25 protein-coding genes are annotated in these 23,923 nt (G+C 61.2%); 5 read left to right on the forward strand and 20 right to left on the reverse strand.

Annotation, left to right across the window (positions count from 1 at the left end; translation table 11 throughout):
- Complete coding sequence (locus AAIE04_RS20635) at positions 1-915, forward strand: TIGR01777 family oxidoreductase (RefSeq protein ID WP_498577619.1); 915 nt, start codon at positions 1-3, stop codon at positions 913-915.
- A 7-nt stretch (positions 916-922) separates the two neighbouring features.
- Here the strand turns inward: AAIE04_RS20635 and hisP are convergent, their stop codons facing one another.
- From hisP to AAIE04_RS20710, 15 genes are all read right to left on the reverse strand, one after another.
- Complete coding sequence (gene hisP, locus AAIE04_RS20640) at positions 923-1,696, reverse strand: histidine ABC transporter ATP-binding protein HisP (protein WP_019453737.1); 774 nt, start codon at positions 1,694-1,696, stop codon at positions 923-925.
- Between the two features lie 21 nt (positions 1,697-1,717).
- Positions 1,718-2,422 carry an ABC transporter permease gene (locus tag AAIE04_RS20645; protein WP_019453738.1) on the reverse strand — a complete coding sequence of 235 codons (705 nt, stop codon included), beginning with the start codon at positions 2,420-2,422 and terminating at the stop codon, positions 1,718-1,720.
- Positions 2,419-3,105, reverse strand: coding sequence for a histidine ABC transporter permease HisQ (locus tag AAIE04_RS20650; protein ID WP_019453739.1), 687 nt, complete (start codon positions 3,103-3,105; stop codon positions 2,419-2,421). The genes AAIE04_RS20645 and AAIE04_RS20650 overlap by 4 nt, the downstream gene beginning before the upstream one ends.
- An 82-nt stretch (positions 3,106-3,187) precedes the next feature.
- A complete protein-coding gene (gene hisJ, locus AAIE04_RS20655; protein WP_019453740.1) occupies positions 3,188-3,970 on the reverse strand; it encodes a histidine ABC transporter substrate-binding protein HisJ in 783 nt (260 codons plus the stop codon).
- A 303-nt stretch (positions 3,971-4,273) separates the two neighbouring features.
- Positions 4,274-4,846: a UbiX family flavin prenyltransferase gene (locus AAIE04_RS20660; protein ID WP_019453741.1), complete on the reverse strand. Its 573-nt coding sequence runs from the start codon at positions 4,844-4,846 to the stop codon at positions 4,274-4,276.
- A gap of 131 nt (positions 4,847-4,977) precedes the next feature.
- Entirely contained in the window at positions 4,978-6,495 is a 1,518-nt protein-coding gene (gene purF / locus AAIE04_RS20665; protein ID WP_019453742.1) for an amidophosphoribosyltransferase, read from the reverse strand.
- Positions 6,496-6,516: 21 nt separating this feature from the next.
- Positions 6,517-7,017 carry a colicin V production protein gene (gene cvpA, locus AAIE04_RS20670; RefSeq protein WP_004936119.1) on the reverse strand — a complete coding sequence of 167 codons (501 nt, stop codon included), beginning with the start codon at positions 7,015-7,017 and terminating at the stop codon, positions 6,517-6,519.
- A gap of 234 nt (positions 7,018-7,251) precedes the next feature.
- Positions 7,252-7,995 (reverse strand): cell division protein DedD, encoded by a 744-nt coding sequence (gene dedD / locus AAIE04_RS20675; RefSeq protein ID WP_498577620.1) that lies wholly within the window; start codon positions 7,993-7,995, stop codon positions 7,252-7,254.
- Positions 7,996-9,261 carry a bifunctional tetrahydrofolate synthase/dihydrofolate synthase gene (gene folC, locus AAIE04_RS20680; protein WP_498577621.1) on the reverse strand — a complete coding sequence of 422 codons (1,266 nt, stop codon included), beginning with the start codon at positions 9,259-9,261 and terminating at the stop codon, positions 7,996-7,998.
- Between the two features lie 191 nt (positions 9,262-9,452).
- A complete protein-coding gene (gene accD / locus AAIE04_RS20685) occupies positions 9,453-10,361 on the reverse strand; it encodes an acetyl-CoA carboxylase, carboxyltransferase subunit beta (protein ID WP_004936126.1) in 909 nt (302 codons plus the stop codon).
- Positions 10,362-10,593: 232 nt separating this feature from the next.
- Positions 10,594-11,256, reverse strand: coding sequence for a DedA family protein (locus tag AAIE04_RS20690; RefSeq protein ID WP_019453745.1), 663 nt, complete (start codon positions 11,254-11,256; stop codon positions 10,594-10,596).
- Between the two features lie 78 nt (positions 11,257-11,334).
- On the reverse strand, positions 11,335-12,156 hold the full coding sequence (gene truA / locus AAIE04_RS20695) for a tRNA pseudouridine(38-40) synthase TruA (protein WP_019453746.1): 822 nt from the start codon (positions 12,154-12,156) through the stop codon (positions 11,335-11,337).
- Positions 12,156-13,166 carry an aspartate-semialdehyde dehydrogenase gene (locus AAIE04_RS20700; protein ID WP_063919787.1) on the reverse strand — a complete coding sequence of 337 codons (1,011 nt, stop codon included), beginning with the start codon at positions 13,164-13,166 and terminating at the stop codon, positions 12,156-12,158. Before AAIE04_RS20700 ends, truA begins: the two co-directional genes overlap by 1 nt.
- Before the next feature lie 124 nt (positions 13,167-13,290).
- Positions 13,291-14,412, reverse strand: coding sequence for a 4-phosphoerythronate dehydrogenase PdxB (pdxB, locus tag AAIE04_RS20705; RefSeq protein WP_019453748.1), 1,122 nt, complete (start codon positions 14,410-14,412; stop codon positions 13,291-13,293).
- A 53-nt stretch (positions 14,413-14,465) separates the two neighbouring features.
- Entirely contained in the window at positions 14,466-15,239 is a 774-nt protein-coding gene (locus AAIE04_RS20710; RefSeq protein ID WP_019453749.1) for an AraC family transcriptional regulator, read from the reverse strand.
- 117 nt (positions 15,240-15,356) lie between these two features.
- Here AAIE04_RS20710 and AAIE04_RS20715 point away from each other — a divergent pair, with 117 nt between their 5' ends.
- Positions 15,357-16,277 carry a DMT family transporter gene (locus AAIE04_RS20715; RefSeq protein ID WP_498577622.1) on the forward strand — a complete coding sequence of 307 codons (921 nt, stop codon included), beginning with the start codon at positions 15,357-15,359 and terminating at the stop codon, positions 16,275-16,277.
- Here AAIE04_RS20715 and AAIE04_RS20720 read toward each other — a convergent pair.
- The 3 genes from AAIE04_RS20720 to AAIE04_RS20730 all read right to left on the reverse strand — a co-directional run bounded on the left by AAIE04_RS20720 (position 16,274) and on the right by AAIE04_RS20730 (position 18,850).
- Complete coding sequence (locus AAIE04_RS20720) at positions 16,274-17,692, reverse strand: sensor histidine kinase (RefSeq protein WP_498577623.1); 1,419 nt, start codon at positions 17,690-17,692, stop codon at positions 16,274-16,276. The genes AAIE04_RS20715 and AAIE04_RS20720 overlap by 4 nt on opposite strands.
- The gene (tctD, locus tag AAIE04_RS20725; RefSeq protein ID WP_019453752.1) at positions 17,679-18,353 is read right to left on the reverse strand and encodes a transcriptional regulator TctD; all 675 of its coding nucleotides are present in this window, start codon (positions 18,351-18,353) and stop codon (positions 17,679-17,681) included. Before tctD ends, AAIE04_RS20720 begins: the two co-directional genes overlap by 14 nt.
- 167 nt (positions 18,354-18,520) lie before the next feature.
- The gene (locus AAIE04_RS20730; RefSeq protein ID WP_198636287.1) at positions 18,521-18,850 is read right to left on the reverse strand and encodes a hypothetical protein; all 330 of its coding nucleotides are present in this window, start codon (positions 18,848-18,850) and stop codon (positions 18,521-18,523) included.
- Between the two features lie 275 nt (positions 18,851-19,125).
- On the opposite strand from AAIE04_RS20730, the gene AAIE04_RS20735 reads away from it, so the two are divergent.
- The 3 genes from AAIE04_RS20735 to AAIE04_RS20745 are packed head-to-tail and all read left to right on the forward strand — an operon-like array spanning position 19,126 to position 22,082.
- A complete protein-coding gene (locus AAIE04_RS20735; protein WP_498577624.1) occupies positions 19,126-20,106 on the forward strand; it encodes a Bug family tripartite tricarboxylate transporter substrate binding protein in 981 nt (326 codons plus the stop codon).
- Positions 20,107-20,121: 15 nt separating this feature from the next.
- Positions 20,122-20,553 (forward strand): tripartite tricarboxylate transporter TctB family protein, encoded by a 432-nt coding sequence (locus tag AAIE04_RS20740; protein ID WP_019453755.1) that lies wholly within the window; start codon positions 20,122-20,124, stop codon positions 20,551-20,553.
- Between the two features lie 11 nt (positions 20,554-20,564).
- The gene (locus tag AAIE04_RS20745) at positions 20,565-22,082 is read left to right on the forward strand and encodes a tripartite tricarboxylate transporter permease (protein WP_004936157.1); all 1,518 of its coding nucleotides are present in this window, start codon (positions 20,565-20,567) and stop codon (positions 22,080-22,082) included.
- A gap of 34 nt (positions 22,083-22,116) precedes the next feature.
- Here the strand turns inward: AAIE04_RS20745 and AAIE04_RS20750 are convergent, their stop codons facing one another.
- Entirely contained in the window at positions 22,117-22,746 is a 630-nt protein-coding gene (locus AAIE04_RS20750; RefSeq protein ID WP_498577625.1) for a CatB-related O-acetyltransferase, read from the reverse strand.
- 156 nt (positions 22,747-22,902) lie between these two features.
- Positions 22,903-23,898, reverse strand: coding sequence for a DMT family transporter (locus AAIE04_RS20755; RefSeq protein WP_498577626.1), 996 nt, complete (start codon positions 23,896-23,898; stop codon positions 22,903-22,905).
- Positions 23,899-23,923 lie beyond the last annotated feature (25 nt).

The raw sequence follows: 23,923 nt of genomic DNA on the forward strand, positions 1-23,923 counted from the left end.
ATGCGGATCCTGATCACCGGCGCAACGGGATTGATAGGCAGCAGCCTGACGGCCAGGCTGCTGGCGCTTTCTCACCACATTACGGTGCTGACGCGAGACGAACGGCGGGCCCGGGCCCGGCTCGGCGACCAGCCGAGCTATTGGCAAACGCTGGACGACGTGCAGTCGCTGGATGGCTTCGACGCGGTGATCAACCTGGCCGGCGAGCCGATTGCCGACAAGCGCTGGAGCGCGCAGCAAAAGGAGCGGCTGTGCCATAGCCGCTGGGATCTGACCGAACGCCTGGCGCAGCTTATCAAGGCAAGCAGCACGCCGCCCGGCGTACTGATTTCCGGTTCCGCCGTCGGCTACTACGGCGATCAGGGGCAGGCGGTGGTGACCGAAGAGGAACCACCGCACGACGAATTCACCCACCGATTGTGCCAACGTTGGGAAGCGCTGGCGCTGCAGGCGCAAAGCGACGCCACTCGAGTCTGCCTGCTGCGCACCGGCGTGGTGCTGGCGCCGCAGGGCGGTGCGCTGGCCAAAATGCTGCCGCCGTTCCGCTTCGGACTGGGCGGCCCGATCGGCGACGGCCGCCAATACCTGCCGTGGATCCATCTCGAAGACATGGTCAACGGCATTATTTATCTGTTGGATCACGCGACCCTGACCGGCCCGTTCAACATGGTCGCGCCCTACCCGGTGCATAATGAACAGTTCGCCGCCCAATTGGCCAACGTGCTCGATCGCCCGGCGTTTCTGCGGGTGCCGGCGTTCGTCATGCGGCTGTTGATGGGGGAAGCGGCGGTGCTGGTGCTCGGCGGCCAACGGGCGGTGCCGAAACGCCTGGAAGAAGCCGGTTTTCACTTCCGCTATCTGGAGCTGGAACAGGCGTTGGATGACGTGATCAATCAGCGGGCCGAAGCCCGCTGATCTGAGGTTACTTCAACGCGCCGGACAGGAACTGCTGCAGGCGCGGGCTTTTGGGGTTGCCGAACAGCTCGGCCGGCGGCCCCTGCTCTTCAATCAACCCTTTGTGCAAAAAGATCACGTGGTTGGAGACGTGGCGCGCAAACTCCATTTCGTGTGTCACCACCACCATGGTTTTCCCCTCCTCCGCCAGCTTCTGCATGATGCGCAGCACCTCGCCCACCAGTTCGGGATCCAGCGCCGAGGTCGGCTCGTCAAACAGCAGCACTTCCGGCTCCATCGCCAAGGCGCGGGCGATAGAGACGCGCTGCTGCTGACCGCCCGACAGGTGTACCGGGTATTTGCCGCGAGCCCGCTCATCGATGCCCACTTTGTCCAGGTAGCGCACCGCACGATCGTGCGCTTCGGCCTTGCTCAGCCCCAGCACCTGCACCGGCGCCTCCATCACGTTCTCAAGCACCGTCATGTGGCTCCACAGGTTAAAGTGCTGGAACACCATGGTCAGGCGGGTGCGCAGCAGCTGCAGCTGCTTCTTGTCGAACACCTTCAGCTGGCCGTCCTTGTCGCGCACCATGCGAATGTCCTGGTTGTTCAGGCTGATCGAGCCTTCGCTCGGCTTTTCAAGGAAGTTAATGCAGCGCAGAAAGGTGCTTTTGCCGGAGCCGGAGGAGCCGATGATGCTGATCACATCCCCGGCGTTGGCCGCCAGCGAAACGCCCTTCAGCACTTCGTGATCGCCATAGCGTTTGTGCAGTTCCGTGACGGCTAATTTATTCTCAGACATGGTTTTTCTTCCCGTCATTTATCAGTGACTAACGTGGGCCATCCAGCGTTTTTCAGCTTTGCGGAACAGGCTGATTAACACGTAGGAGATGATCAGGTACAGCACCGCCGCAATGCCGAAAGCGTAAAACGGCTGATAGGTCGCGGCGTTGATATCGCGCGCGATCTTCAGCAGATCCGGCACGGTGGCGGTAAACGCCAGCGCGGTGGAGTGCAGCATCAGGATCACTTCGTTGCTGTAGGCCGGCAACGCGGTGCGTAGCGCCGAAGGCAAGATGATGCAGCGATACATTTTGAAGCGCGAGAAACCGTAGGCGTTGGCGGCCTCGATTTCACCGTGCGGCACCGAGCGGATCGCCCCGGCGAAGATCTCGGTGGTATAGGCGCAGGTATTGAGCGTCAGCGCCAGAATGGTGCAATTGAGCCCGCTGCGGAAAAACGCATTGAGAAACTCGCTGCCGCGCACGATCTCAAGGCTGTACATGCCGGAGTAGAACACCAGCAGCTGCACGTACAGCGGCGTGCCGCGAAACACGTAGGTATAGAGCCACACCGGAAAACGCACCCAGCGAATGGGAGACACGCGCGCCACCGCCATCGGGATCGCCAGCAGCCCGCCCATCACCACCGAAGCGATCAGCAACCACAGCGTGACCGCCACGCCGGTAAAGCGATAGCCGTCGCTCCACAGCAGCGACTGCCAGTACTGTTGCAGGATATCGATCATAGTTCGGCCCTCTTGACGCCCAGTGAGTAACGCCGTTCAAGCCACAGCAGCACGCCGTTGGAAACGGTAGTGAAAACCAGGTACACCACGCCGGCCACGATGGCGAAGAAGAACGGCTGATAGGTGCCTTTCCCCGCCAGCTGCGTGGCTTTCACGACGTCGTTCAGGCCAAGGATCGACACCAACGCCGTCGCCTTCAGGATCACCTGCCAGTTGTTGCCGATGCCCGGTAAGGCGAAACGCATCATCGCCGGGAACAGAATGCGCCGAAAGATCTGCGCGCCGCTGAAGCCGTAGGCCGTCGCCGCTTCGATCTGCCCTTTCGGCACCGCCAGATAGGCGCCGCGGAACGTCTCGGTAAAATAAGCGCCGTAGATAAAGCCGAGGGTTATGATGCCGGCGCCGAGCGGATCGATATCGATCTGCGCGAAGCCCAGCAGCGTGGTGATATTGTTCAGCGCGATTTGCAGACCGTAAAAGATCAGCAGCATCAGCACCAGATCGGGCACGCCGCGGATCAGCGTGGTATAAGCGCCGAACAGACCGGAGATAAAGGGGTTATGAGACAATTTGCCACCGGCGCCGATCAGACCGATCACCACCGCCAGCACTACGGAACTGAGGGCCAGCTCCAGCGTCACCAGAGCCCCCTCTAAAATCAGTTGGGAATAGCCTTGCAGCATCTACTTCACCCTGTGGTCTAGGATCCGAACCATCGGGGCCGGCGCACCGGCCCCGCAGTCACAGCATGGAACGGGAAGCGGATTACCCGCCGTAGACGTCAAAGTCGAAGTACTTTTTCGCGTATTTATCGTAGGTGCCGTCTTTACGCATCTCGGCGAAGGCTTTGTCCAGCGCCGCTTTCAGCTCGGTATCGGTCTTGCGCAGCCCCATGCCGGTGCCGACGCCGAAGAACTTGTCATCTTTCACCGATTCACCGGCAAAGGCATAGTCTTTGCCCGGCGGCTGTTTCAGGAAGCCGTCGCTGCCTGCCACTTCATCCTGGAAGGCGGCGTCGATGCGGCCGGAGGCCAAGTCGGCATAGGCCAGATCCTGGTTCTGGTAAGGCACCACGGTGACGCCCTTCGGCTGCCACATGGCGTTGGCGTAAGCTTCCTGGGTGGTGCCCTGCAGCACGCCCACGCTCTTGCCTTTCAGCGCTTCAGCGGTCGGCAACAGCTTGGAGCCCTTCGGCGCGATCAGACGCGCGTTGGCGGCATACAGCTTGTCGGTAAAGGCGATTTCCTGCTGGCGTTTTTCAGTGATGGACAGCGAAGAGATGATGGCGTCGATCTTCTTCGCCTTGAGGGATGGGATCAGCGCGTCAAAGTCGCTCTCCACGAAGGTGCATTGGGTATTGATGCGTTTGCACAGCTCTTTGGCCAAATCGATGTCAAAGCCGACCAATTCGCCTTTGGCGTTTTTGGATTCAAACGGTGCGTAAGTCGGATCGGTGCCAATCTTCAGCGTTGAAGGAATGGCGGCAAAGGCGCTGCTGGCGGCGCTCAAAGCCAGAACTAACGGCAGAATCAAAACCCGCTTTTTCATAAATTACCCTCAAATTGATTTTTTTGATGCCACTACGGGCATTACTTTCCCCACCAAATCAATTTGCAGTAATCGTGCCACATTAGGTGCTACGGCAGGAGGGAACGGCTCCGGCCTTCACAATACTGTTTCCTGGGACGATAACCGCAAAATTAAATCGGCCGGTCAGGGCCGCGTCACTGGCAGCCGCGACAAGACGGCGCCATGAAACAGTGAGCGTGATGAAGTAGGATCATTATGGTGCATGCGCCGCCCCAATTCAGTGCGGTGTTGCACAAATGTACCAATTTAGGGATAAAACTGTTAATTAGCACCCTGCCAGCGGGTGAACAGATCGGTCGGCAGTTCGATATCAAACTGGTCGATCACCCGATTGACGGTCTGATCGATGATGTCTTCCACGCTTTTCGGCTGGTGGTAAAACGCCGGCACCGGCGGCATGATCACCGCGCCCATCTCCGCCGCCTGGGTCATCAACCGCAGGTGTCCCAGATGCAGCGGCGTTTCGCGCACGCACAAGACCAAACGGCGGCGCTCTTTGAGCACCACGTCGGCGGCGCGGGTCAGCAGCCCGTCGCTGTAGCTGTTGACGATGCCGGACAGCGTTTTGATCGAGCAAGGCAGGATGGCCATGCCCAGGGTTTTGAAGGAGCCGGAGGAGATACCGGCGGCGATATCGCGCGCATCATGTACCACATCGGCCAACGCCTGCACTTCACGCAGGCTGTACGGCGTTTCCAGCGCCAGCGTCTGCCTTGCCGCGTTGCTCATCACCAGATGGGTTTCCACCTCTGCGACGTCGCGCAAAACCTGTAACAGGCGCACGCCGTAGATCGCGCCGCTGGCGCCGGAAATGCCGATGATGAGTCGTTTCATGGAAAATGGCCTCTGCCGTAAAAAGTAAGATCAGGCAGACTTTGCCGCAATGGCGAGGGATAAGCAAGTCACAGGAGCAAGGTGCAGCGCCGCAAACGCGGCGCTGCACCTTGGGGGAGCAACGCGGGCGATTAGCCTTCGTTGTGCAGTTCCAGATTTTCCGCTTCGGTTTGCACCCGCAGCGCCTTGGCGTCGTCGCTGCGCAGCGACTCCAGGTATTCCAGGTAGCTTTGGTCGACGTCTTTGGTCACGTAGATGCCGTTGAACACCGAGCATTCGAACTGGGTGATATCCGGGTTCTCTTCGCGCACCGCTTCGATCAGATCGTCCAGGTCCTGGAAGATCAGCCCGTCAGCGCCGATGATCTGGCGGATTTCATCCACTTCACGCCCGTGGGCGATCAGTTCGTTGGCACTCGGCATGTCGATGCCGTAGACGTTAGGGAAACGCACTTCCGGCGCGGCGGAAGCCAGATAGACGCGCTTGGCGCCCGCTTCGCGCGCCATTTCGACGATCTGCTCCGAGGTGGTGCCGCGCACGATGGAGTCATCCACCAGCAGCACGTTCTTGTCGCGGAATTCGGCGCGGTTGGCGTTCAGTTTGCGGCGCACCGACTGACGACGCGCCTGCTGGCCCGGCATGATGAAGGTGCGGCCAACATAGCGGTTCTTCACAAAGCCCTGGCGGTATGGCTTCTCGAGAATGCGCGCGATCTCCAGTGCGATATCGCAGGAAGTTTCCGGGATCGGGATCACCACGTCAATATCCAGATCTTCCCATTCGCGGGCGATCTTCTCACCCAGCTTCTGGCCCATGCGCACGCGGGCGCTGTAGACCGAGATCTTGTCCATAAAGGAATCCGGGCGCGCGAAATAGACGTATTCGAACAGGCACGGGTTGGTTTTCGGGTTCTCTGCACACTGGCGAGTGAACAGCTGGCCTTTGGTGGTGATGTACACCGCTTCGCCCGGCGCTACATCGCGCAGGAACTCAAAGCCCAGGGTATCCAACGCCACGCTCTCGGAAGCCACCATGTACTCGCTGCGGCCATCCTCCAGCGTACGCTTGCCGATCACCAGCGGGCGAATGCCGTTCGGATCGCGGAACGCCAGCAGGCCGTGGCCGATGATCATCGCCACACAGGCGTAAGCGCCGCGCAGTTGCTGATGCATCGCGGCGACTGCGGTAAAGATGTTGTCGGCCTCCAGCGGATAGTGCGGGAAGCGATCCAGCTCGCTGGCCAGCACGTTCAGCAGGATTTCCGAGTCGGAGGTGGTATTGACATGGCGACGGCCGCTTTCGAACAGCTTTTGGCGCAGCTCATGGGCGTTGGTCAGATTGCCGTTATGGGCCAGCGTAATGCCGAACGGCGAGTTGACGTAGAAAGGCTGGGCCTCAGAGGCGCTCGAGCTGCCGGCCGTCGGGTAACGCACATGGCCAATGCCCATGTTGCCCTGCAAGCGTTGCATATGGCGCGCCTCAAACACATCCTTCACCAGGCCGTTGGCTTTACGCAAACGGAACCCGTTGTGGGCGTCAATGGTGACGATGCCTGCGGCATCCTGGCCACGGTGCTGGAGCACCGTCAGCGCATCATAAATCGACTGGTTTACCGGCATGAAACCGGCGATACCGACAATACCGCACATGTTGTCTTTTCCTCATCAGCGCTACCGCCCCGGCAATTGGGTCGGCAAGAAACTCGACGTGCTCTGCAGGTAGTCAAAGAACCACCTGATGACGTAACTGAACTGGGGAATGAGCTGCGACTGTTTCCAGTCGGCGCTTTGTGAGAAGCCGGTAAAGGTATCCAGGAAGAACAGGATCGCCGCGACGATCAACACTCCGCGCAGCGCGCCGAAGCAGATGCCCAACACGCGGTCGGTGCCCGACAACCCGGTTTTCTCTACCAGTGAGCTAATCACATAGTTAACAATAGCCCCTACGATCAAGGTCGCGATGAACAAAATCGCGATCGCGATGCCGTTTCGCACCAGTTCATCTTCAAAACGAGTGAAATAGACCGCAAGGTAAGAGTAGAAATGGCTGGCAACAAAAAACGCACATCCCCATGTCACAAGTGACAATGCTTCGCGAACAAACCCTCGGATCAGGCTCACCAGAGCCGAAAATCCAATCACCGCTATAATGACGTAATCAATCCAGACCATGAACTATTCCAATAATGAATCGCCCCTGCATCCAATTCGCGGCGAATTCTAACAGAAAAAGAAAACGTTTGCGTAGGGGATTTCCTACCACGTTACAAATAAAAAGCGGCGATCAAAAAATTCCTAATCGCCGCGCCTACATAGGTGATTTCGCCTGCAAAAGGCGCGGTTTTTCTCGCTTTCTCTCCACCACTCCTTAATTCAGGGGCGCATCGTGCTGCGCCCCTGCGAGGTTTAACGGCCGTACGGCTTCACCTGCCCGCTCAGCCCGCTGATCGAATTCAGCGACGGCAGCGCCGCCTGCAGCTTCTGCTTAGAGGCATCCGGCCCGACGTAGATACGGGTGATCTGCCCCTGCACCGGCGTCGACGGCACGGTAAAGGCACGATAGCCCGAAAGGCGCAGCGAGGCGACAATCTCGTTCGCCTTGGCGGCGTTTTTCAACGCGCCGAGCTGCACGACATAGGCTTGCCCGGCCGGCGCTTTTTCTTCCGCCGGTTTCGGCTGCGGCGTCGGTTCAGGTTTCGGCTCCGGCTTAGACTCCGGTTTCGGTACCGGCTTCACTTCCACCGGCTTCGGCTGCGGCGCCGGTTTCGGTTTCACTTCCACCGGTTTGGTTTCTACCGGCTTCGGCTTAGGCTGCGGCGCCGGCTGAGGACGCGTCTCGACCGGCGGTGGCGCCACCAGCGTCGGTTGCTGAGCATTCTGCCGCGCCGCCTGTTGCGCCGCCGCTTCGTTGGCCGCCTGCTGCTCAACCAACGCGCCCGCCCCTTCCGGCGGCTGCGCCGGCAACGGCTGCGTCACCGGCGGTAGCACGTCGTTCTCTTCGACGTCGCCCGGCTTCGGCACCAAAGGAATGGCCGCGAATTCGTCCTCGTAATGCTTCTTCTTGCCGTCCAGCAACCCTGGCAGGATGATTACCCCCAGCGCCACCAGAATCACGGTTCCGACCAGTCGGTTCTGAAATTTACTCGCCACTCACACTCCCCGCATCTCGTCTAACGCCGCCATCACCTGCGCAACGGTGTGGAACGATCCACAGACGATCACAATATCCTGTTTATCAGCATCCTGCATAGCCTGCCGCCAGGCAGTTTCGACATCGGCAAAACGGCGCGGTTCCGTCAGATGTTGCGCCAGCTGTTCGACGCTGGCACCGCGCGGCCCGTCGAGCGGCGCGCAGTACCATTCATCCACCTGCTCGCTCAGGCAGGCCAACGTGCCGGCGATGTCCTTGTCCGACAGCATGCCCACCACCGCGCGCACCTTGCCGCCTTCGCGCGGCAGGCTGGCCAGGCGCCCGGCCAGATAACCGGCGGCGTGCGGATTGTGCGCCACATCGAGGATCAGCGTCGGCTCCCGCCGCACGATCTGGAAGCGCCCCGGCAGCGTCGCCTGCTGCAGCCCGGTGAAGATCGCCCGTTCGTCGATTTCCAGCGGGGAGCAGTTCAGCGCCGCCAGTGCGGTAGCGGCATTGGCCAGCGGCACGTTCGGCGTCGGCAGATCGGTCAGCAGCGTATCGCCGCCCTGCCACTGCCAACGATCGCCCTGCTCGCTGAAGCGCCAGGCTTCACCGCGGCGATACAGCGGCGCGCCCAGCGTTTCGGCGACCTGGCGAATGCTGTCCGGCATGTCGGGTTCGCCCACTACCGCCGGCTTGCCGCGGCGGAAAATACCGGCCTTTTCACGGCCGATGCTTTCACGATCGTCGCCCAGCCAATCAGTGTGATCGAGCGCGATGCTGGTGATCACCGCCACGCTCGGATCGACGATGTTGGTGGCATCGAGACGCCCGCCCAGGCCCACTTCCAGGATCACCACGTCGAGCCGCGCCTGTTTGAACAGCTGCAACGCCGAAAGGGTGCCAAATTCGAAATAGGTCAGCGAAGTTTCGCCGCGGCTGGCTTCAATGGCAGCGAACGAGCGGCTGTGCTCCGCTTCGCTCAGCTCTTCCCCTTGAATGCGCACGCGCTCGGTATAGCGCACCAGATGTGGCGAACTGTAGACGCCGACGCGCAGGCCGGCGGCCAGCAAAATAGCTTCGAGAGTGCGACAGGTGGTGCCTTTGCCGTTGGTGCCGGCAACGGTGAACACCGTAGGAGCGGGAGTCAGTAAATCCAGATGCGCCGCGACGCGCTGTACGCGCTCAAGGCCGAGTTCGATCGCCTGGCTGTGCAGACGTTCCAGATAGTAAAGCCACGAGCTCAATGGCGACGTGGCTTGGGGAATTTGGTGGTTTTGCATGAGTCCCGTCACTGAACTTGGGTTCATTAATCCATCAGGGCACCACCCTCACCGCGGTAAAGGCGATGCGCTTCGTTACCGCCGCCAACCGGCCTGCCGCGGCGTAATGAACCGCGGCCGGCAGGAAACGGGCTTCAGCCGTCACTTAGCCACAAAGTGGCGGCTGAACCCGGGCGGGATCTGTCTTTGCCTCAGGCGTCGGCCTGCTGCTCCGGTTCAATCACCGGCGCGGCCTCATCGAAATGCGGCTGCGGCTGGTTAGTCAGCTTCGACAGAATGCTCGCCAACGTTTGGCGCATTTCCGGACGGCGAACGATCATGTCGATCGCGCCTTTTTCGATCAGGAATTCGCTGCGCTGGAAGCCCGGCGGCAGTTTCTCGCGCACGGTCTGCTCGATCACGCGCGGGCCGGCGAAGCCGATCAGCGCTTTCGGCTCGGCGATGTTGATATCGCCCAGCATCGCCAGACTGGCGGAAACGCCGCCCATGGTCGGGTCGGTCAGCACGGAGATGTACGGCAAGCCGCGCTCCTGCATTTTGGCCAACGCCGCGCTGGTTTTCGCCATCTGCATCAGCGACATCAGCGCTTCCTGCATACGCGCGCCGCCGCTGGCGGAGAAGCACACCAGCGGACAGTTGTCCTCCAGCGCCTGCTCAACCGCGCGCACGAAACGCGCGCCGACCACGGAAGACATCGAACCGCCGATAAAGGCGAACTCGAAGGACGCCGCGACGATCGGCATGCCGTACAGCGTGCCCTTCATCACCACCAGCGCGTCTTTCTCGCCGGTCGCTTTCTGTGCGGCGACCAGGCGATCTTTATAGCGTTTGGAATCCTTGAATTTCAGAACGTCTTTCGGCTCCAGATCGCTGCCCAGCTCCACTTCGCTGCCTTCGTCCAGCAGGGTATGCAAACGCGCGCGCGCGCCCATACGCATGTGGTGGTCGCACTTCGGACACACTTCCAGATTACGCTCCAGCTCGGCGCGGTAGAGAACCTGGCCGCAGCTGTCGCATTTGGTCCAGACCCCTTCAGGAATGCTCGCCTTACGGGTTTGTGTGATATTGCTCTTGTTAAGAATTCGTTCAATCCAGCTCATCGATGACCTTTCTGTTTGAACCTGGCACACGCCAGTCCGCTGTTCATGCTTTAACAATCCCCCCGAAAACACCCCAATGAAAAAATGCCCGTTCGCGGCGCGGCAAGCGCGGCGACTGAGGCATCGGCTTCAGGGTTGTTCGCAGGAACAGACCATAATGTCGCTCATTAAACCATATCGGCCCGACGCTGTGGACAAAAAACTGGTCGAACCGACAGGTTGAGCGATGTTTTTACTGTTTTTGCTGGCGGGCGGCCGCGCGCTTGTGGCGCCAAATTTCAATCACGCCCGGCAGAATCGAAACGATGATGATCCCGACGATCAGCAGTTTCAGGTTCTCCTGCACCACCGGCAGATCGCCGAACAGGTAGCCAGCATAAGTGAAGAGCAGCACCCAAACCAGTGCGCCAATCACGTTGTAGGCGGCGAAGTGGCGATAGGACATATGCCCCATACCGGCGACGAACGGCGCAAAAGTGCGCACGATCGGCACGAATCGCGCCAGAATAATCGTTTTCCCGCCGTGCTTCTCATAGAACTGATGCGTCTTGTCCAGATAGCTGCGGCGGAAGATTTTCGAATTCGGATTGCTGAACAGCTTCTCGCCGAACAGCCGCCCGATCGTATAGTTCACCGCATCGCCGAGGATCGCCGCCACCACCATCAACGCCACCATGGTGTGCACGTTCAGATCGTTGGTCGGCAACGCCGCCAGCGCGCCGGCGACGAACAGTAAAGAATCCCCCGGCAGGAACGGCGTCACCACCAGACCGGTTTCGCAAAACAGGATCAGGAACAGAATAGCGTAGACCCACATGCCGTATTGTGCGACCAGTTCGGCCAGATGCACATCAATATGCAGAATGAAATCAATAATAAACTTGATGATATCCATAAATTCTCTCATTGATGCCGAGTGTTTCAATCACCCGGCAGAAGCACAAGGGAGCGACGCTTTCAGGCGTGCCGGCGTTTAATCGTCGGGTAAAAACAGCGGCCCCATCGGCGGCCGTGGTATGCCAAAGTGGTCGGGATAGTCCACGGAAACCAGATACAGCCCCTCGGCTCGCGCCGTCGCCGCCGCCAGATTGCGATCCTTCAGCGCCAGCAATTCGGCCATCCAGTTCTCATCCTGATTGCCGCAGCCGATCTCCATCAGGCTGCCGACGATATTGCGAACCATGTGATGCACAAAGGCATTCGCCTTGATATCTACCACAATATATTCGCCGTAGCGCGTAACCTTAACGTGTTTTACGAAGCGCCACGGGGTGCGCGACTGACATTGCACCGCGCGGAACGAGGTGAAATCGTTCTCGCCCAGCAGCGCCTGCGCCGCCCGATGCATGCGATCGGCGTCCAGCGGGTGATAAAAATGCGTCACCCCCTGCTGAAGCACCGCCGGCCGGTAGCGATGGTTGAAAATAATATAGCGGTAACGGCGCGCGGTGGCGCTGAAACGCGCGTGAAAATCGTCGGCGACCGGGCTCACCCAGCGCACCGCGATGTCCGGCGGCAGATGGGTGTTCACCCCCATCGTCCAGGCGGCGTCCTTGCGGCGCGCGGTAGTTTCGAAATGCACCACCTGCCCGGTGGCGTGCACGCCGGCGTCGGTGCGCCCGGCGCACAGCACGTTGATCGGCGCATCCGCCACCTTGCTCAACGCCTGCTCCAGCCGCTCCTGCACGCTGGCCACTTCTTGCTGCCGCTGCCAGCCGTAATAACGGCTGCCGTCATATTCGATGCCCAGCGCGATCTTCAGCGTCGGCTGAGCGGACGAGACCACCTCAGACATCAGTACATCTGCTCCTGCACCAGACGCTCGGCGGTTTCGACAGCCATCAACGCGCCGCCGAAGCGCACGTTGTCCGCCACCGTCCAGAACTGCAGCAGCTCTGGGATACCGTAATCGTTACGCAGGCAGCCGATGCTGAGCGCATCGCTGCCGGAAGCATCGGTGACCTGCGTCGGGTAATCGTCTTCTTCGCTCAGCTGAATGTCCTCGACCTCTTCGAGCTCGCTGCGCGCCTCCTCGGCGGACAACGGACGCAGCGCTTCCAGGTGCACCACCTGCGCGTGGCCATAAAACACCGGCGACTGCACGCAGCTCACCGAGATCGGCAAACCTTCATCCTGCAGCACCTTGCGCACCTGATCGACGATCAGGCGCTCTTCGCGCACGCTGCCCTGTTCGTCGGCAATCAGCGGCAGCAGGTTGAACGCCAGCTGTTTGCCGAAGACGCCCTCCTCGGCCGGGATGCCGTTCAGCAGACGCGCGCTTTGGCCGGCCAGATCGTCCACCGCCGCCTTGCCGCGCGACGATACCGACATCAGCGTGGTGACGTGCAGACGCGACAGCCCCGCCTGTTCGGTCAGCGGTTTGATCGCCGTCAGCAGTTGGCTGACCATGCTGTCGGCCACCGCGACGATATTGCGGTTGCGGTAATCCGCCAGCACCTGCGGGTTAACGCCAGGCACCACCAGCGGCACATCCGGCTCCATGGCGAACAGGCCGCTGGTGTCGATCACCAGACAGCCCATATTGCCGGCTTCTTCGGCATAGCGCGCGGAAGCTTCGCTGCCGGCGACGAAGAAGGCCAGCTGCGCCTGCGACCAGTCGAACTCTTCGGCGTTTTGCACCAGAATGGACTTGCCGTTGAAGCGCACATTGGCGCCCGCGCTGCGCTCGCTTGCCAGAGGATAGAGCTCACCCACCGGGAACTGGCGTTCCTGCAACAATTCCAGCAACGCTTCACCTACCGCGCCAGTGGCGCCGAGCAGCGCGATATTCCAGCCGTCAGACATTGGGGTTTTCTCCAGAGTATTTCATTCATAAAAGCAGACGGGCAGTGCAGCCACCGCCCGATAATCTTTGCCGCTCACTGTAGCGGCGTTGGCTTAAGACAACCTTACGCGTTGACGAGATGGCCTACGCCACGCTGAAGCCCAGCTTGCCGAGCAGCTCGGCGCTGGCGCTGTCATCGCATTGCACGACCAACGAAGACCACTCGCGGCGCTCCTGGTAGTGCTTGCGCAGGCGATCGAACTCGCCCGGTTGCCCGGCGACTTTGCGCAGCGGCGCATCATCGCGGCGCACATCATACACCAAGTGCATCAATCGTTTTAACCGCGCTTCATCCAGCGGCCCGTTGAGGCGGATCTGGCTGAACTCGGGCGGCGGCAGCAGCGAGGCCAGCGCTACCTGCTGCGGCTGCCCCAGATGACGGCTGAAAGCCTCGAACACCTGGGTGGTGCCGCGTGCCTTGCCTTCCAGCGTATACCCGGCGATGTGCGCAGTGCCGATATCCACCCGCGCCAGCAGCGGCAAGGAGAGGTCCGGCTCCGGTTCCCACACGTCCAGCACCGTGCTCAGTTTTTTGCCCTTTTCCAACGCCTGCAGCAGCGCGGCGTTATCCACCACCGGCCCGCGACAGGCGTTGATCAGAATGCGGTTGTCCGGCAGCGCCGCCAGCAGGTCGGCATCCGCCAGATGCAGCGAATGGTATGGGCCGGATTTATTCAGCGGCGTGTGGAAGGTCAGCACGTCGGCTTCGGCCACCAGTTTCTCCAGTGGCAAAAATTCCCCGGCGTCGCCGCGATCGGCGCGCGGCGGATCGCACAGCAGCGTGCGCACGCCCAGTGCTTTGAGGCGTGCGTCCAGGCGCGAACCGACGTTGCCCACGCCGACGATGCCGACGGTTTTATCCCGCAGGTGGAAACCGTCGCGTTCAGCCAGCAGCATCAAGGCGGAGAACACATACTCAACCACCGCGATGGCGTTGCAGCCCGGCGCGGCGGAAAAACCGATGCCCTGCCGCTGCAGCCAGGCGTCATCGACGTGATCGGTGCCGGCGGTGGCGGTGCCGACAAAGCCAATGCGGCTGCCGGCCAACAATTCTTCATTTACCTTGGTGACCGAACGCACCATCAGCGCGTCGGCACCCGCCAGCGCCTCGCGCGGGATCGGGCGGCCAGGCACCGCCTGCACATCGCCCAGGCGGCTGAACAGCTCGGCCGCATACGGCATATTTTCATCAACCAGAATCTTCACTGCGTTCTCCGACGGTTTACGGCTATTGGTCTGCGAAATAGTGTGCCACTGAATCAGGCACGGCGAAAGCGCTCAGGGGTGGTGCCGGCGATCTGCTGGAACATGACGATAAACGCCGAGGCGGAGCTGTAGCCGACGTCCAACGCCACTTCCTGCACGGTTTTTCCCTGTTCGAGCAGCGACACGGCGTGCAGGAAACGCAGGCGCTGGCGCCATTCGCTGAACGACATGCCCAGATCCTGCTGGCAGCGGCGCGACAGGGTGCGCTCGGTGGTGTAGACCCGAGCCGCCCAGGCCGCCAGCGAGGTGTTGTCCGCCGGGCAATGCTCCAGCGCTTCCAGCACCGGGGCCAAAAACTTGTCGTCCGACGACGGCAGATAGGTTTGTTGGCGCGGCGACAGGCGCAGCTGATCGATCAGCACCTGACAGAGGCGCAAATCCTCTTCCGCCTGTGGGATGTACTGCTTGCGCGCATAGAAATCCTCGGCGATGGCGCGGAATATCGGCGTCACGCTCACCAGACAAGGGTCGGCCGGCATGCCGACGCACAGCGCCGGCGTGATGTCCACCATGCGGCACTGCGCCAGCCGCTGGTTATAGCAGGAGTGTTCGATGCCGGCCGGCGCCCACAGCACGAATTCCGGCGGCGCCAGAAAGCGCTGCCCGCCGATGCGCAGCACCATCACCCCGGCTTTGACCCACATCAACTGGCCCCAGGTATGGCTGTGCGGCTGGAATTCGGTGCGTGCGTTAAACTCCTCGCAGCGGAACTGCACCGGGTTGGGTGCCGGGATCAGCGACTCGGGGAAATGGCGGATTTCTGGCATGGTTTCGTCCCGTGATTTGTCTTGTTTACACCGATTTTTGTCTGGATATCGCTATATATGATAAACCGGACACGCGTAGACTAGCCAGCATGTTGGACGTTATTGAGAATAATTATCATGAATATGCTCTTCCCGCTGTTGGCCGTGCTGATTTGGTCGATTAACGCCGTCGTCAGCAAACTCTCCGCCACCGCCATCGATCCGGCGGCCATTTCACTTTACCGCTGGTTGCTGGCGCTGATCGCGCTGACGCCGTTCGTGCTGCCGGGCGTGTTGCGCAACTGGGCGCAGGTGCGCGCCAACTGGTGGAAACTGATGATCCTCGGCTTGCTGGGCATGGTGCTGTATCAAAGCCTAGCCTATTACGCGGCGCACAGCGTCAGCGCGCTGTTTATGGGCATCATCGTGTCGCTGATCCCGCTGCTGACCATCCTCATCAGCATCGTACTGCTGCGCATTGCGCCGACCGTCGGCGTGTTGCTCGGCAGCATACTCTCCTTCTGCGGTTTGATCTGGCTGGTCAGCGGCGGCCAGCCCGGCGTGCTGTTGCAACATGGCATCGGCAAGGGGGAATTGATGATGCTGCTCGCCACCGCCTCTTACGCGCTGTATGGCGTGTTGACCAAACGCTGGGCCATCGCGCTGCCGAACTGGCAATCGCTGTACGTGCAGATCCTGTTCGGCGTGCTGCTGTTGCTGCCTAACTTCCTGATGGCGCAGGATGTTGGACTGAACGGCCATAACCTGCCGCTGGTGCTGTTCGCCGGCATTCCGGCTTCAATCATCGCGCCGTTCCTGTGGATCCAGGGCGTGATGCGACTGGGCGCCAATACCGCCTCGATCTTCATGAACCTGGCGCCGGTGTTCACCGCCGCCATCGCCGTGCTGTTCCTGCATGAGCAGCTACACGGTTACCACCTGATCGGCGGCGGCATCACCCTGCTGGGCGTGATCCTGTCGCAGCGGCTGCGCACGCCGCTGACGCGTAAAGCCAAAGCCCTGGCGGCCAACGCCGAATCCTGCAAAGAACAGGCTTAAGGCAGCAACCTGAAACGCACCCGCACCAACAGGCCGCCCAGCGCGGCGGAGCTCAGCAGCTCCGGGCGGGTGCCGTGATACGCGGTGATGTCTTTCACCAACGCCAGCCCTAAACCGGCGCCCGGCTGATCGCCCACGTTGTCCAGCCGGTGAAACGGCTGCAGCGCCAAGGCCTTGTCCTGCAAGGCGATGCCGGGGCCGCTGTCTTCAATCTCCAGTACGCCTTCCCCCGCCGCCTTATCCTGAGTAAGACGAGCGGTCACCACGCCCTGACGCGGCGTGTATTTCAGCGCGTTGTCCAACAGGTTGGCGCACAGTTCGGCCAGCAGCAACGCCTCTCCTGCCACCTGACACGCCGCCTCGCCTTCGAAACCGAGATCGATCTGCTTACTGCGCGCCTGCGGCAGGCGAGAGAAGCAGGTGTCGCGCAGCACCTGCACCAGATTGACCGGCTGCAGTTTACGCTCGGCCTGGTGCTCGCTGGCCTTCAGGCGTGAAAGGTGCAGCAGCCGGTCGGTCAGCGCCACGGTATTATCCAGCGTCGCGCTCATCGCCTGCAGGCTTTCACGCCACTGCTGCGGCCGATCGCTGGCCAGCGCCACCCCGACCTGGGTCTTCAATACCGTCAACGGCGTGCGCAGCTGGTGGGAAGCATCGGCGCTAAAGCGCTCCTGACGCGCCACCATCAGCCGTAGCCGTTCGATGTAACGATTGAACGCCACCAGCAGCGGCTGCATCTCCGACCACGGAAGAACCCGCGGCAAGGGCGTCAGCTCGCCCGGATCGCGCCGCAGCATGATGCCGGAGAGTTTGCGCATCGGCTTCAACACTCGCTTGAGCAGCGCGAACGCCAGGATCAGAGTCAACACCACCACCGTACCCTGGCTCAACAGCGCCGCGATCATCATCTGTCGCGCCAGGTAACGGCGCGATTCCAGGGTTTCCGCCACCAGGATGGTCGCCATGCCGCTTACGCCCGACTCGTTGACCGGTTGAAACAGCGCCGCCACGCGGATCGGCCGGCCGAGGTATTCCGCATCATAGAAATGCACCAGCGCCGGGTAGAGCGTGGAGCGCGGGATGTGGGGCGGCAGCGACGGCAGATCGTCATAGCCCGAGATGCTTTGCCCCTGCGGCGAGATCACCTCGTAATAGAGCTGATCGTTCATGTTGCGCTCGAAGCTGTCGAGCACCACATAGGGCACATCGACCGCCAGCTTGCCTTCGCGCACCACCAGTCGCTCCGCCACGGTGCGCGCCGACGCCAGCAGCGTGCGATCGTAAGCCAGGGTGGCGGCGCTCATGGCGCTAAAATAGTGGGTGTAGATAGAGATGCCGCCCAACGCCAGCAGCGGCAGGCCAAAAAACAGCAGCAGTTGATAGAACAGCGAACGCGGCGCGTTAAACCACCGCATTGCACAGTTCCAGGCTGTAGCCCAGACCGCGCAGCGTGACGATCGCCACGTCGCTGCCCTGCAGCTTTTTCCGCAAACGGTGTACGTAAAGCTCGATGCTCTCCGGGTTAGCCTCGTCGGACAACGTAAACACCTGCTCAAACAGCTGCTGCTTGGCCACCGGGCGGCCGCGCCGGTGCATCAATGCGGTCAACACCGACAGTTCGCGCGGCGTCAGCGCCAGCGGCCGGCTCTCCAGCAGGAAGTAGCCTTCGTCGTGGTAGGTCAGCGCGCCATACTGCAAAGCCGGCTGCGCGGCGCCGACACTGCGGCGCAGCAACGCCCGAATGCGCGCCTCCAGCTCGTCCAGTTCGAACGGCTTGGTGAGATAATCATCCGCTCCCAGGTTCAGGCCTTTCACCCGATCGGTCACGTCGGTGCGCGCCGTCAGCAGCAGCACCGGCAGATCCTGCCCGCGCTTGCGCAGACGCGCCAGCAGCTCCAGCCCGTTCAAACGCGGCAGCGCTACATCCAGCACCGCCAGCGCATAGCGTTCATTGAGCAACAGGTGGTCGGCCGCCACGCCGTCCGGCGCGACGTCGACGGCAAACCCGGCGCCGGTCAGCGCTTTTTGCAACCAGTGAGACAGCTCGGGGTGATCTTCAACCAATAACAGTCGCATGTTCCCATTCCATTGATTTACCTGAACAACCCGACGCCGATGCAGCGCCTGTTAACAGGCCGATAACAGAGAATGGCATGGAAAATAAGGGGATAAAAGAGCGCTGCGCCGCCAGTTTTGGGAGCTGGCACACAATTATGCGTAGTGGCGCGCGATCGTAGGTGGGGTCAGATCAGCGGGATGGGGCTATCGGCAAGAGCAATATCCAACACCGGGCGCAACTTGTCGGCGGTAAACGGCGAAGACACCAGCACGGAGCGGTTGTTGGCGGCAAACACCAGATCGATGCCGGTCACGCAGGCGCTCATCTGGCAGGCATATTTTTCCCCGTCGGCGTTGACAAAATGCAGTTCGAATACGCCTATATCGGCGCGCAGGCGCTTCAAACGACACTGCGCGTTTTCTCCGGCCATCTCGGCATAGACTTCAGGCAACCGTTTAATCGCGCACACTTTGGCACTGTCTCTGCCGCCAAACAATTTCCCTAACGAAAACATATCACTGCGTCTCTATTCATTTCAGTGCTCATGATTATATCGCGAAAGCAAAACGCCGAACCTGATATTACGCAGGGTTTTAGCCGGTTTTGCGCCCTGTTCTTCTCTTCCTTTCTATGGTAGCCCACCCACTATTCGCTCGCGGCAAGAGACCCCAATCACAGACTGGAAACTTTTCCGTCCGCTGAAAGGTAAATGAAAGGTTGTTGTTTTAACAATCCTGCAACCGCACCCGGCGGGATCCACAACCAGAACAATACCGAGGGCAAGTCACAATGAAAAAAATAATGACCCGTACCTTTACCGCCGCCGCCCTGCTGCTGGCGGCCACTCAGGCCTTTGCCGTGGAAGCGCCCAAACGCACCGAATGCATCGCGCCGGCCAAGCCCGGCGGCGGCTTCGATCTGACCTGCAAGCTGATTCAGGTATCGCTGCAGGACACCAAGGCCATCGATAAACCGATGCGCGTCACCTATATGCCCGGCGGCGTCGGCGCGGTGGCCTACAACGCCATCGTCGCTCAGCGCCCGGCGGAGTTCGGCACCGTGGTGGCGTTCTCCGGCGGCTCGTTGCTCAACCTTTCTCAGGGCAAGTTCGGCCGCTACAACGTGGACGACGTGAAATGGCTGGCGGCGGTCGGCACCGACTACGGCATGATCGCGGTGCGCGCCGACTCGCCCTACAAAACGCTGAAAGACCTGATGGACGCCTTCCATAAAGATCCCAACAGCGTGGTGTTCGGCGCCGGGGCCTCCATCGGCAGCCAGGACTGGATGAAAACCGCGCTGCTGGCGCGCGAAGTCGGCGTAGATCCGCGCAAGATGCGCTACGTGGCGTTTGAAGGCGGCGGCGAGCCGGTGACCGCGCTGCTGGGCAACCACATCCAGGCGGTCTCCGGCGACCTGAGCGAAATGGTGCCTTACCTGCAGGGCGACAAGATCCGCGTGCTGGCGGTGTATGCCGAGCAACGCCTGCCGGGCCAGTTGGCCGACATTCCCACCGCCAAAGAGCAGGGATACAGCCTGGTGTGGCCAATCATTCGCGGCTTCTACGTCGGGCCGAAGGTCAGCGATGAGGAGTATCAGTGGTGGATCGACACCTTCCAGAAAATGATGGCGACCGACGAATTCAAGCAGCAGCGCGATCTGCGCGGCCTGTTCGAGTTCAACATGACCGGCAAAGAGCTGGACGCCTACGTGAAGAACCAGGTTGCCCAATACCGTGAGCAGGCGAAAGTGTTCGGCCTGGCCAAATAACCGCAGGGGAAAACCATGAGCGATCGTATTTTTGCCGGCTTTTGGCTGCTGCTGTGTATCGGCGGGCTGTTCATCGGTTGGGGCATCCAGAGCGAATACAGCTATGAACCGCTGGGGCCGCGCCCGTTCCCGCTGGCGATCCTCAGCCTGATGGCGCTGTGCGCGGCCCTGCTGTTGCTGCGCCGCCCGCAGGCGGTGGAGTGGCCGCACAACAAGGTGCTGCAGCGGCTGCTGGTGCTGGTGATCACCCTGGTGCTGTATGCCTGGGGCTTTGAATGGCTGGGCTTCCCGCTGGCGACCGCGCTGCTGACGTTCAGCATCGGCCTGCTGTTTCAGGCCAGCCTGCCGGCGGCGGCCATCTCCGGCGTCGTCATGGGCGCCGCGCTGTATTACGCCTTTGACCAACTTCTCGATGTCACACTGCCGCTCGGCGCCTGGCTGAGCTAACGGGAGCGATGATGGATACCTGGATGTATTTGACCCAAGGGTTCGAAGTGGCGCTGGTGCCGCAGAACCTGATTATCGCCCTGATCGGCTGCTTTGTCGGCACCATCGTCGGCCTGCTGCCGGGGCTGGGGCCGATCAACGGCGTGGCGATCCTGCTGCCGCTGGCGTTCGCCCTCAAACTGCCGGCCGAATCGGCGCTGATCCTGCTGGCGACGGTGTATATCGGCTGCGAGTACGGCGGACGCATCTCGTCGATTCTGCTCAACGTGCCGGGCGACGCCGCGGCGATCATGACCGCGCTGGACGGCTACCCGATGGCCCAGCAGGGGCGCGCCGGCGTGGCGCTGTCCATCTCGGCGGTCAGCTCGTTCGTCGGCTCGATGATCGCCATCGGCGGTATCATCCTGTTCGCGCCGCTGCTGGCACGCTGGTCGCTGGCCTTCGGCCCGGCGGAGTATTTCGCTCTGATGGTGTTCGCTATCGCTTGTCTCGGCAGCATGATGAGCCAGAACCCGCTGAAATCGCTGCTGGCGGCGCTGATCGGCCTGGGGCTGGCGACGGTAGGCGTCGACGCCAACACCGGCGTTTACCGCTTTACTTTCGACAGCGTGCACCTTTCCGACGGCGTGCAGTTTATCGTGGTGGTGATCGGCCTGTTCTCGGTCAGTGAAATCCTGCTGATGCTGGAGAGCACCAGCGCCGGTCAGAAGTTGGTGCGTAAAACCGGCCGGCTGCTGTTCAACCGCAAAGAGGCGGCGCAGTGCGCAGGCCCTACCCTACGTTCGTCGGTGATCGGCTTCTTCGTCGGCATTTTGCCGGGTGCCGGCGCCACCATCGCCAGCGCGCTGACCTACATGACCGAGAAGAAAATCAGCGGCAACAGCGACACCTTCGGCAAAGGCGATATCCGCGGCGTCGCGGCGCCGGAAGCGGCCAACAACGCCTCGGCCTGCGGTTCGTTCATTCCGATGCTGACGCTGGGGGTGCCGGGCTCCGGTACCACGGCGGTGATGATGGGCGCGTTGACGCTGTACAACATCACCCCCGGCCCGGCGATGTTCACCGAACAGCCGGATATCGTCTGGGGGCTGATCGCCGCACTGCTGATCGCCAACGTCATCTTGCTGATCATGAACCTGCCGCTGGTCGGTCTGTTCACCCGCATGCTGACCATCCCGCTGTGGTTCCTGGTACCGGCGATCGCCGCAGTGTCGGCGGTGGGAGTTTATGCGGTGCACAGCACCACCTTCGACCTGCTGCTGATGGTCGGATTGGGGGTATTCGGCTACATCCTGCGCAAAATGCATTTCCCGATGTCGCCGCTGATTCTGGGCTTTGTGCTGGGTGAGATGTTGGAGCAAAACCTGCGCCGCGCGCTGTCGATCAGCAACGGCGAATTCGGCATCCTGTGGAGCAGCAGCATCGCGCAAACGCTGCTGGTGCTGGCGGTGGCCGTGCTGGCGCTGCCGCCGCTGTTGCGCCTGATGCGCAAACGCCGCCATCTGGCGACCGAGGCCAAGGCCGAGTAATGCGAAACGGGCGGGGATCCCCCGCCCGTTATGTTTAACGGCCTAAGGCCGCCATTCCCCTTTCCAGCGCCCCGATATCGTTATCGGCAAGCAACGGCTGGATCGCCGCAAACTCCGCCTCGGACAAGTCATAGATGCGCAAGGCAAGCAAACGCGCGATGATTTCCGGCGCGAATCGCCAACGGATAAACCTCGCCGGATTGCCGCCGACGATGGCGTAAGGCTCCACGTCGCCGACCACCACGCTGCCGGCAGCGACGATCGCCCCTTCGCCTATCGCTACCCCCGGCATCAACATCGCCCGCATGCCAATCCAGCAGCCGTCGCCCAGCCGGGTATCGCCTTTGGGACGGTATGCCTGTTGGATGGTTGCCATAAACGGGTACAGGCTCAGCCAGTCGATGCGGTGGGTGTGGTTGCCCCCCATCAGGATCACTGCTTCGGCCGCGATGCATACATAATCGCCGATCAGCAGGCGGTCTATTTCACCCAGCGGCTGCCATTGGCGGCTGACCGCATCGCCGTGCAGATAGCGCACCACCGAGCGTTCGAAGCCGCTATCCCAGCAATCGCTGTAGTAGCTGTGGGTGCCTTTGACGATGATATTCGGGTTGGTCACCGTCTGATGCAGCAGTTCGGTTTGAGACCAGTGTTTTTCGGACATGGCGTATTCTCTTGTTGCGGGAATAAAAACCACGGAACGGAGTGTCTGTGGCCGTGTTGTCGTTCACTCAACACGGCAGCTCAAGCGATAAGCGCTCGTTTCAATCTCGGGTTATTCATCATTAGTGCCTCTCTTGCGAGGCGCAATGGTAACCCATCACGCCTCAGCGGTCTTGCTTTTCAACAGCAACACGCCCCCCATCACCAGCGCGCTGCCCAGCAGCTGCAGCTGATTCATGCTTTCCCCCAGCAGGAAATAGGCGATCACCGCGGTGAACACCAGCTCCAGCGACAGGATCAGGTTGGCCACCGCCAGCGGCAGCGTTTTCAGACTGATGTTATACAGCCCGAAACCCAACAGCGTCGGCCCGGCGGCCAATGCCAGCAGCAACAGCCAACCGCTCCACTGGATGCCCTGTGCGCCGTGCGACAGGAACCACAGAGAACCAGCCATGCCGTGAAACGCCGCCAGCGGGAACGCCGTCAGCGCCGCGTTAAACGCCAGCTGGTACAACGCCGAAAAACCGAACACGTACAGGATGGTGTTCCACACCGGATAGCCGCGTTCGCTGGCCACCCGCCCGCCGAGGGTATACAGGGTATAGCCGATGCCCGACAGCATCCCCACCAACAACCCCAGCAGATCGAAGTGGCTGTTGCCCATGCTGTCGCCGTTGCTGACCAGGAAGCAGCCGCCCAGGCTGATGGCGATCACCAGCAGCTGGCGCAGCGTCAGGCGTTCGCTGTACATCACCCAGCCGAGGAACACGGTAAACCCCACCGAACAGTAGGTCAGGATCGTCGCCACCGACGCGCCGTTCAACGCCACCGACAGCGTCCACAGGCTGTTGAACAGCGCCAGCAACAGGCCATAAAGCGCGTAAAACACCACCTGTTCACGGCGCAGGCGCGCCCACTGCGGCTTCACCAGCAACAGCAGCGGCAACAGCACCAGCGCCACCAACGCCGCACGCCAGAACGCCAACACGAAGGTCGGCAGGTGATAGTACTCGGTCAGCGCACGGATGATGATGGCGGTAAAAGCCAGCAGCATAGCGCTGATAATGGCGATGACGTACCCCTGGTGGCTGCCCTGCAAGAGACGCGCGCCGGGCAGCGCCGACCGGGCGGAAACGCCTGACGGTAATGACATGGGATCCTCGGAAAAATGGCGACAA

It is taken from the genome of Serratia sp. Ae19-1 (genome assembly GCF_059801225.1).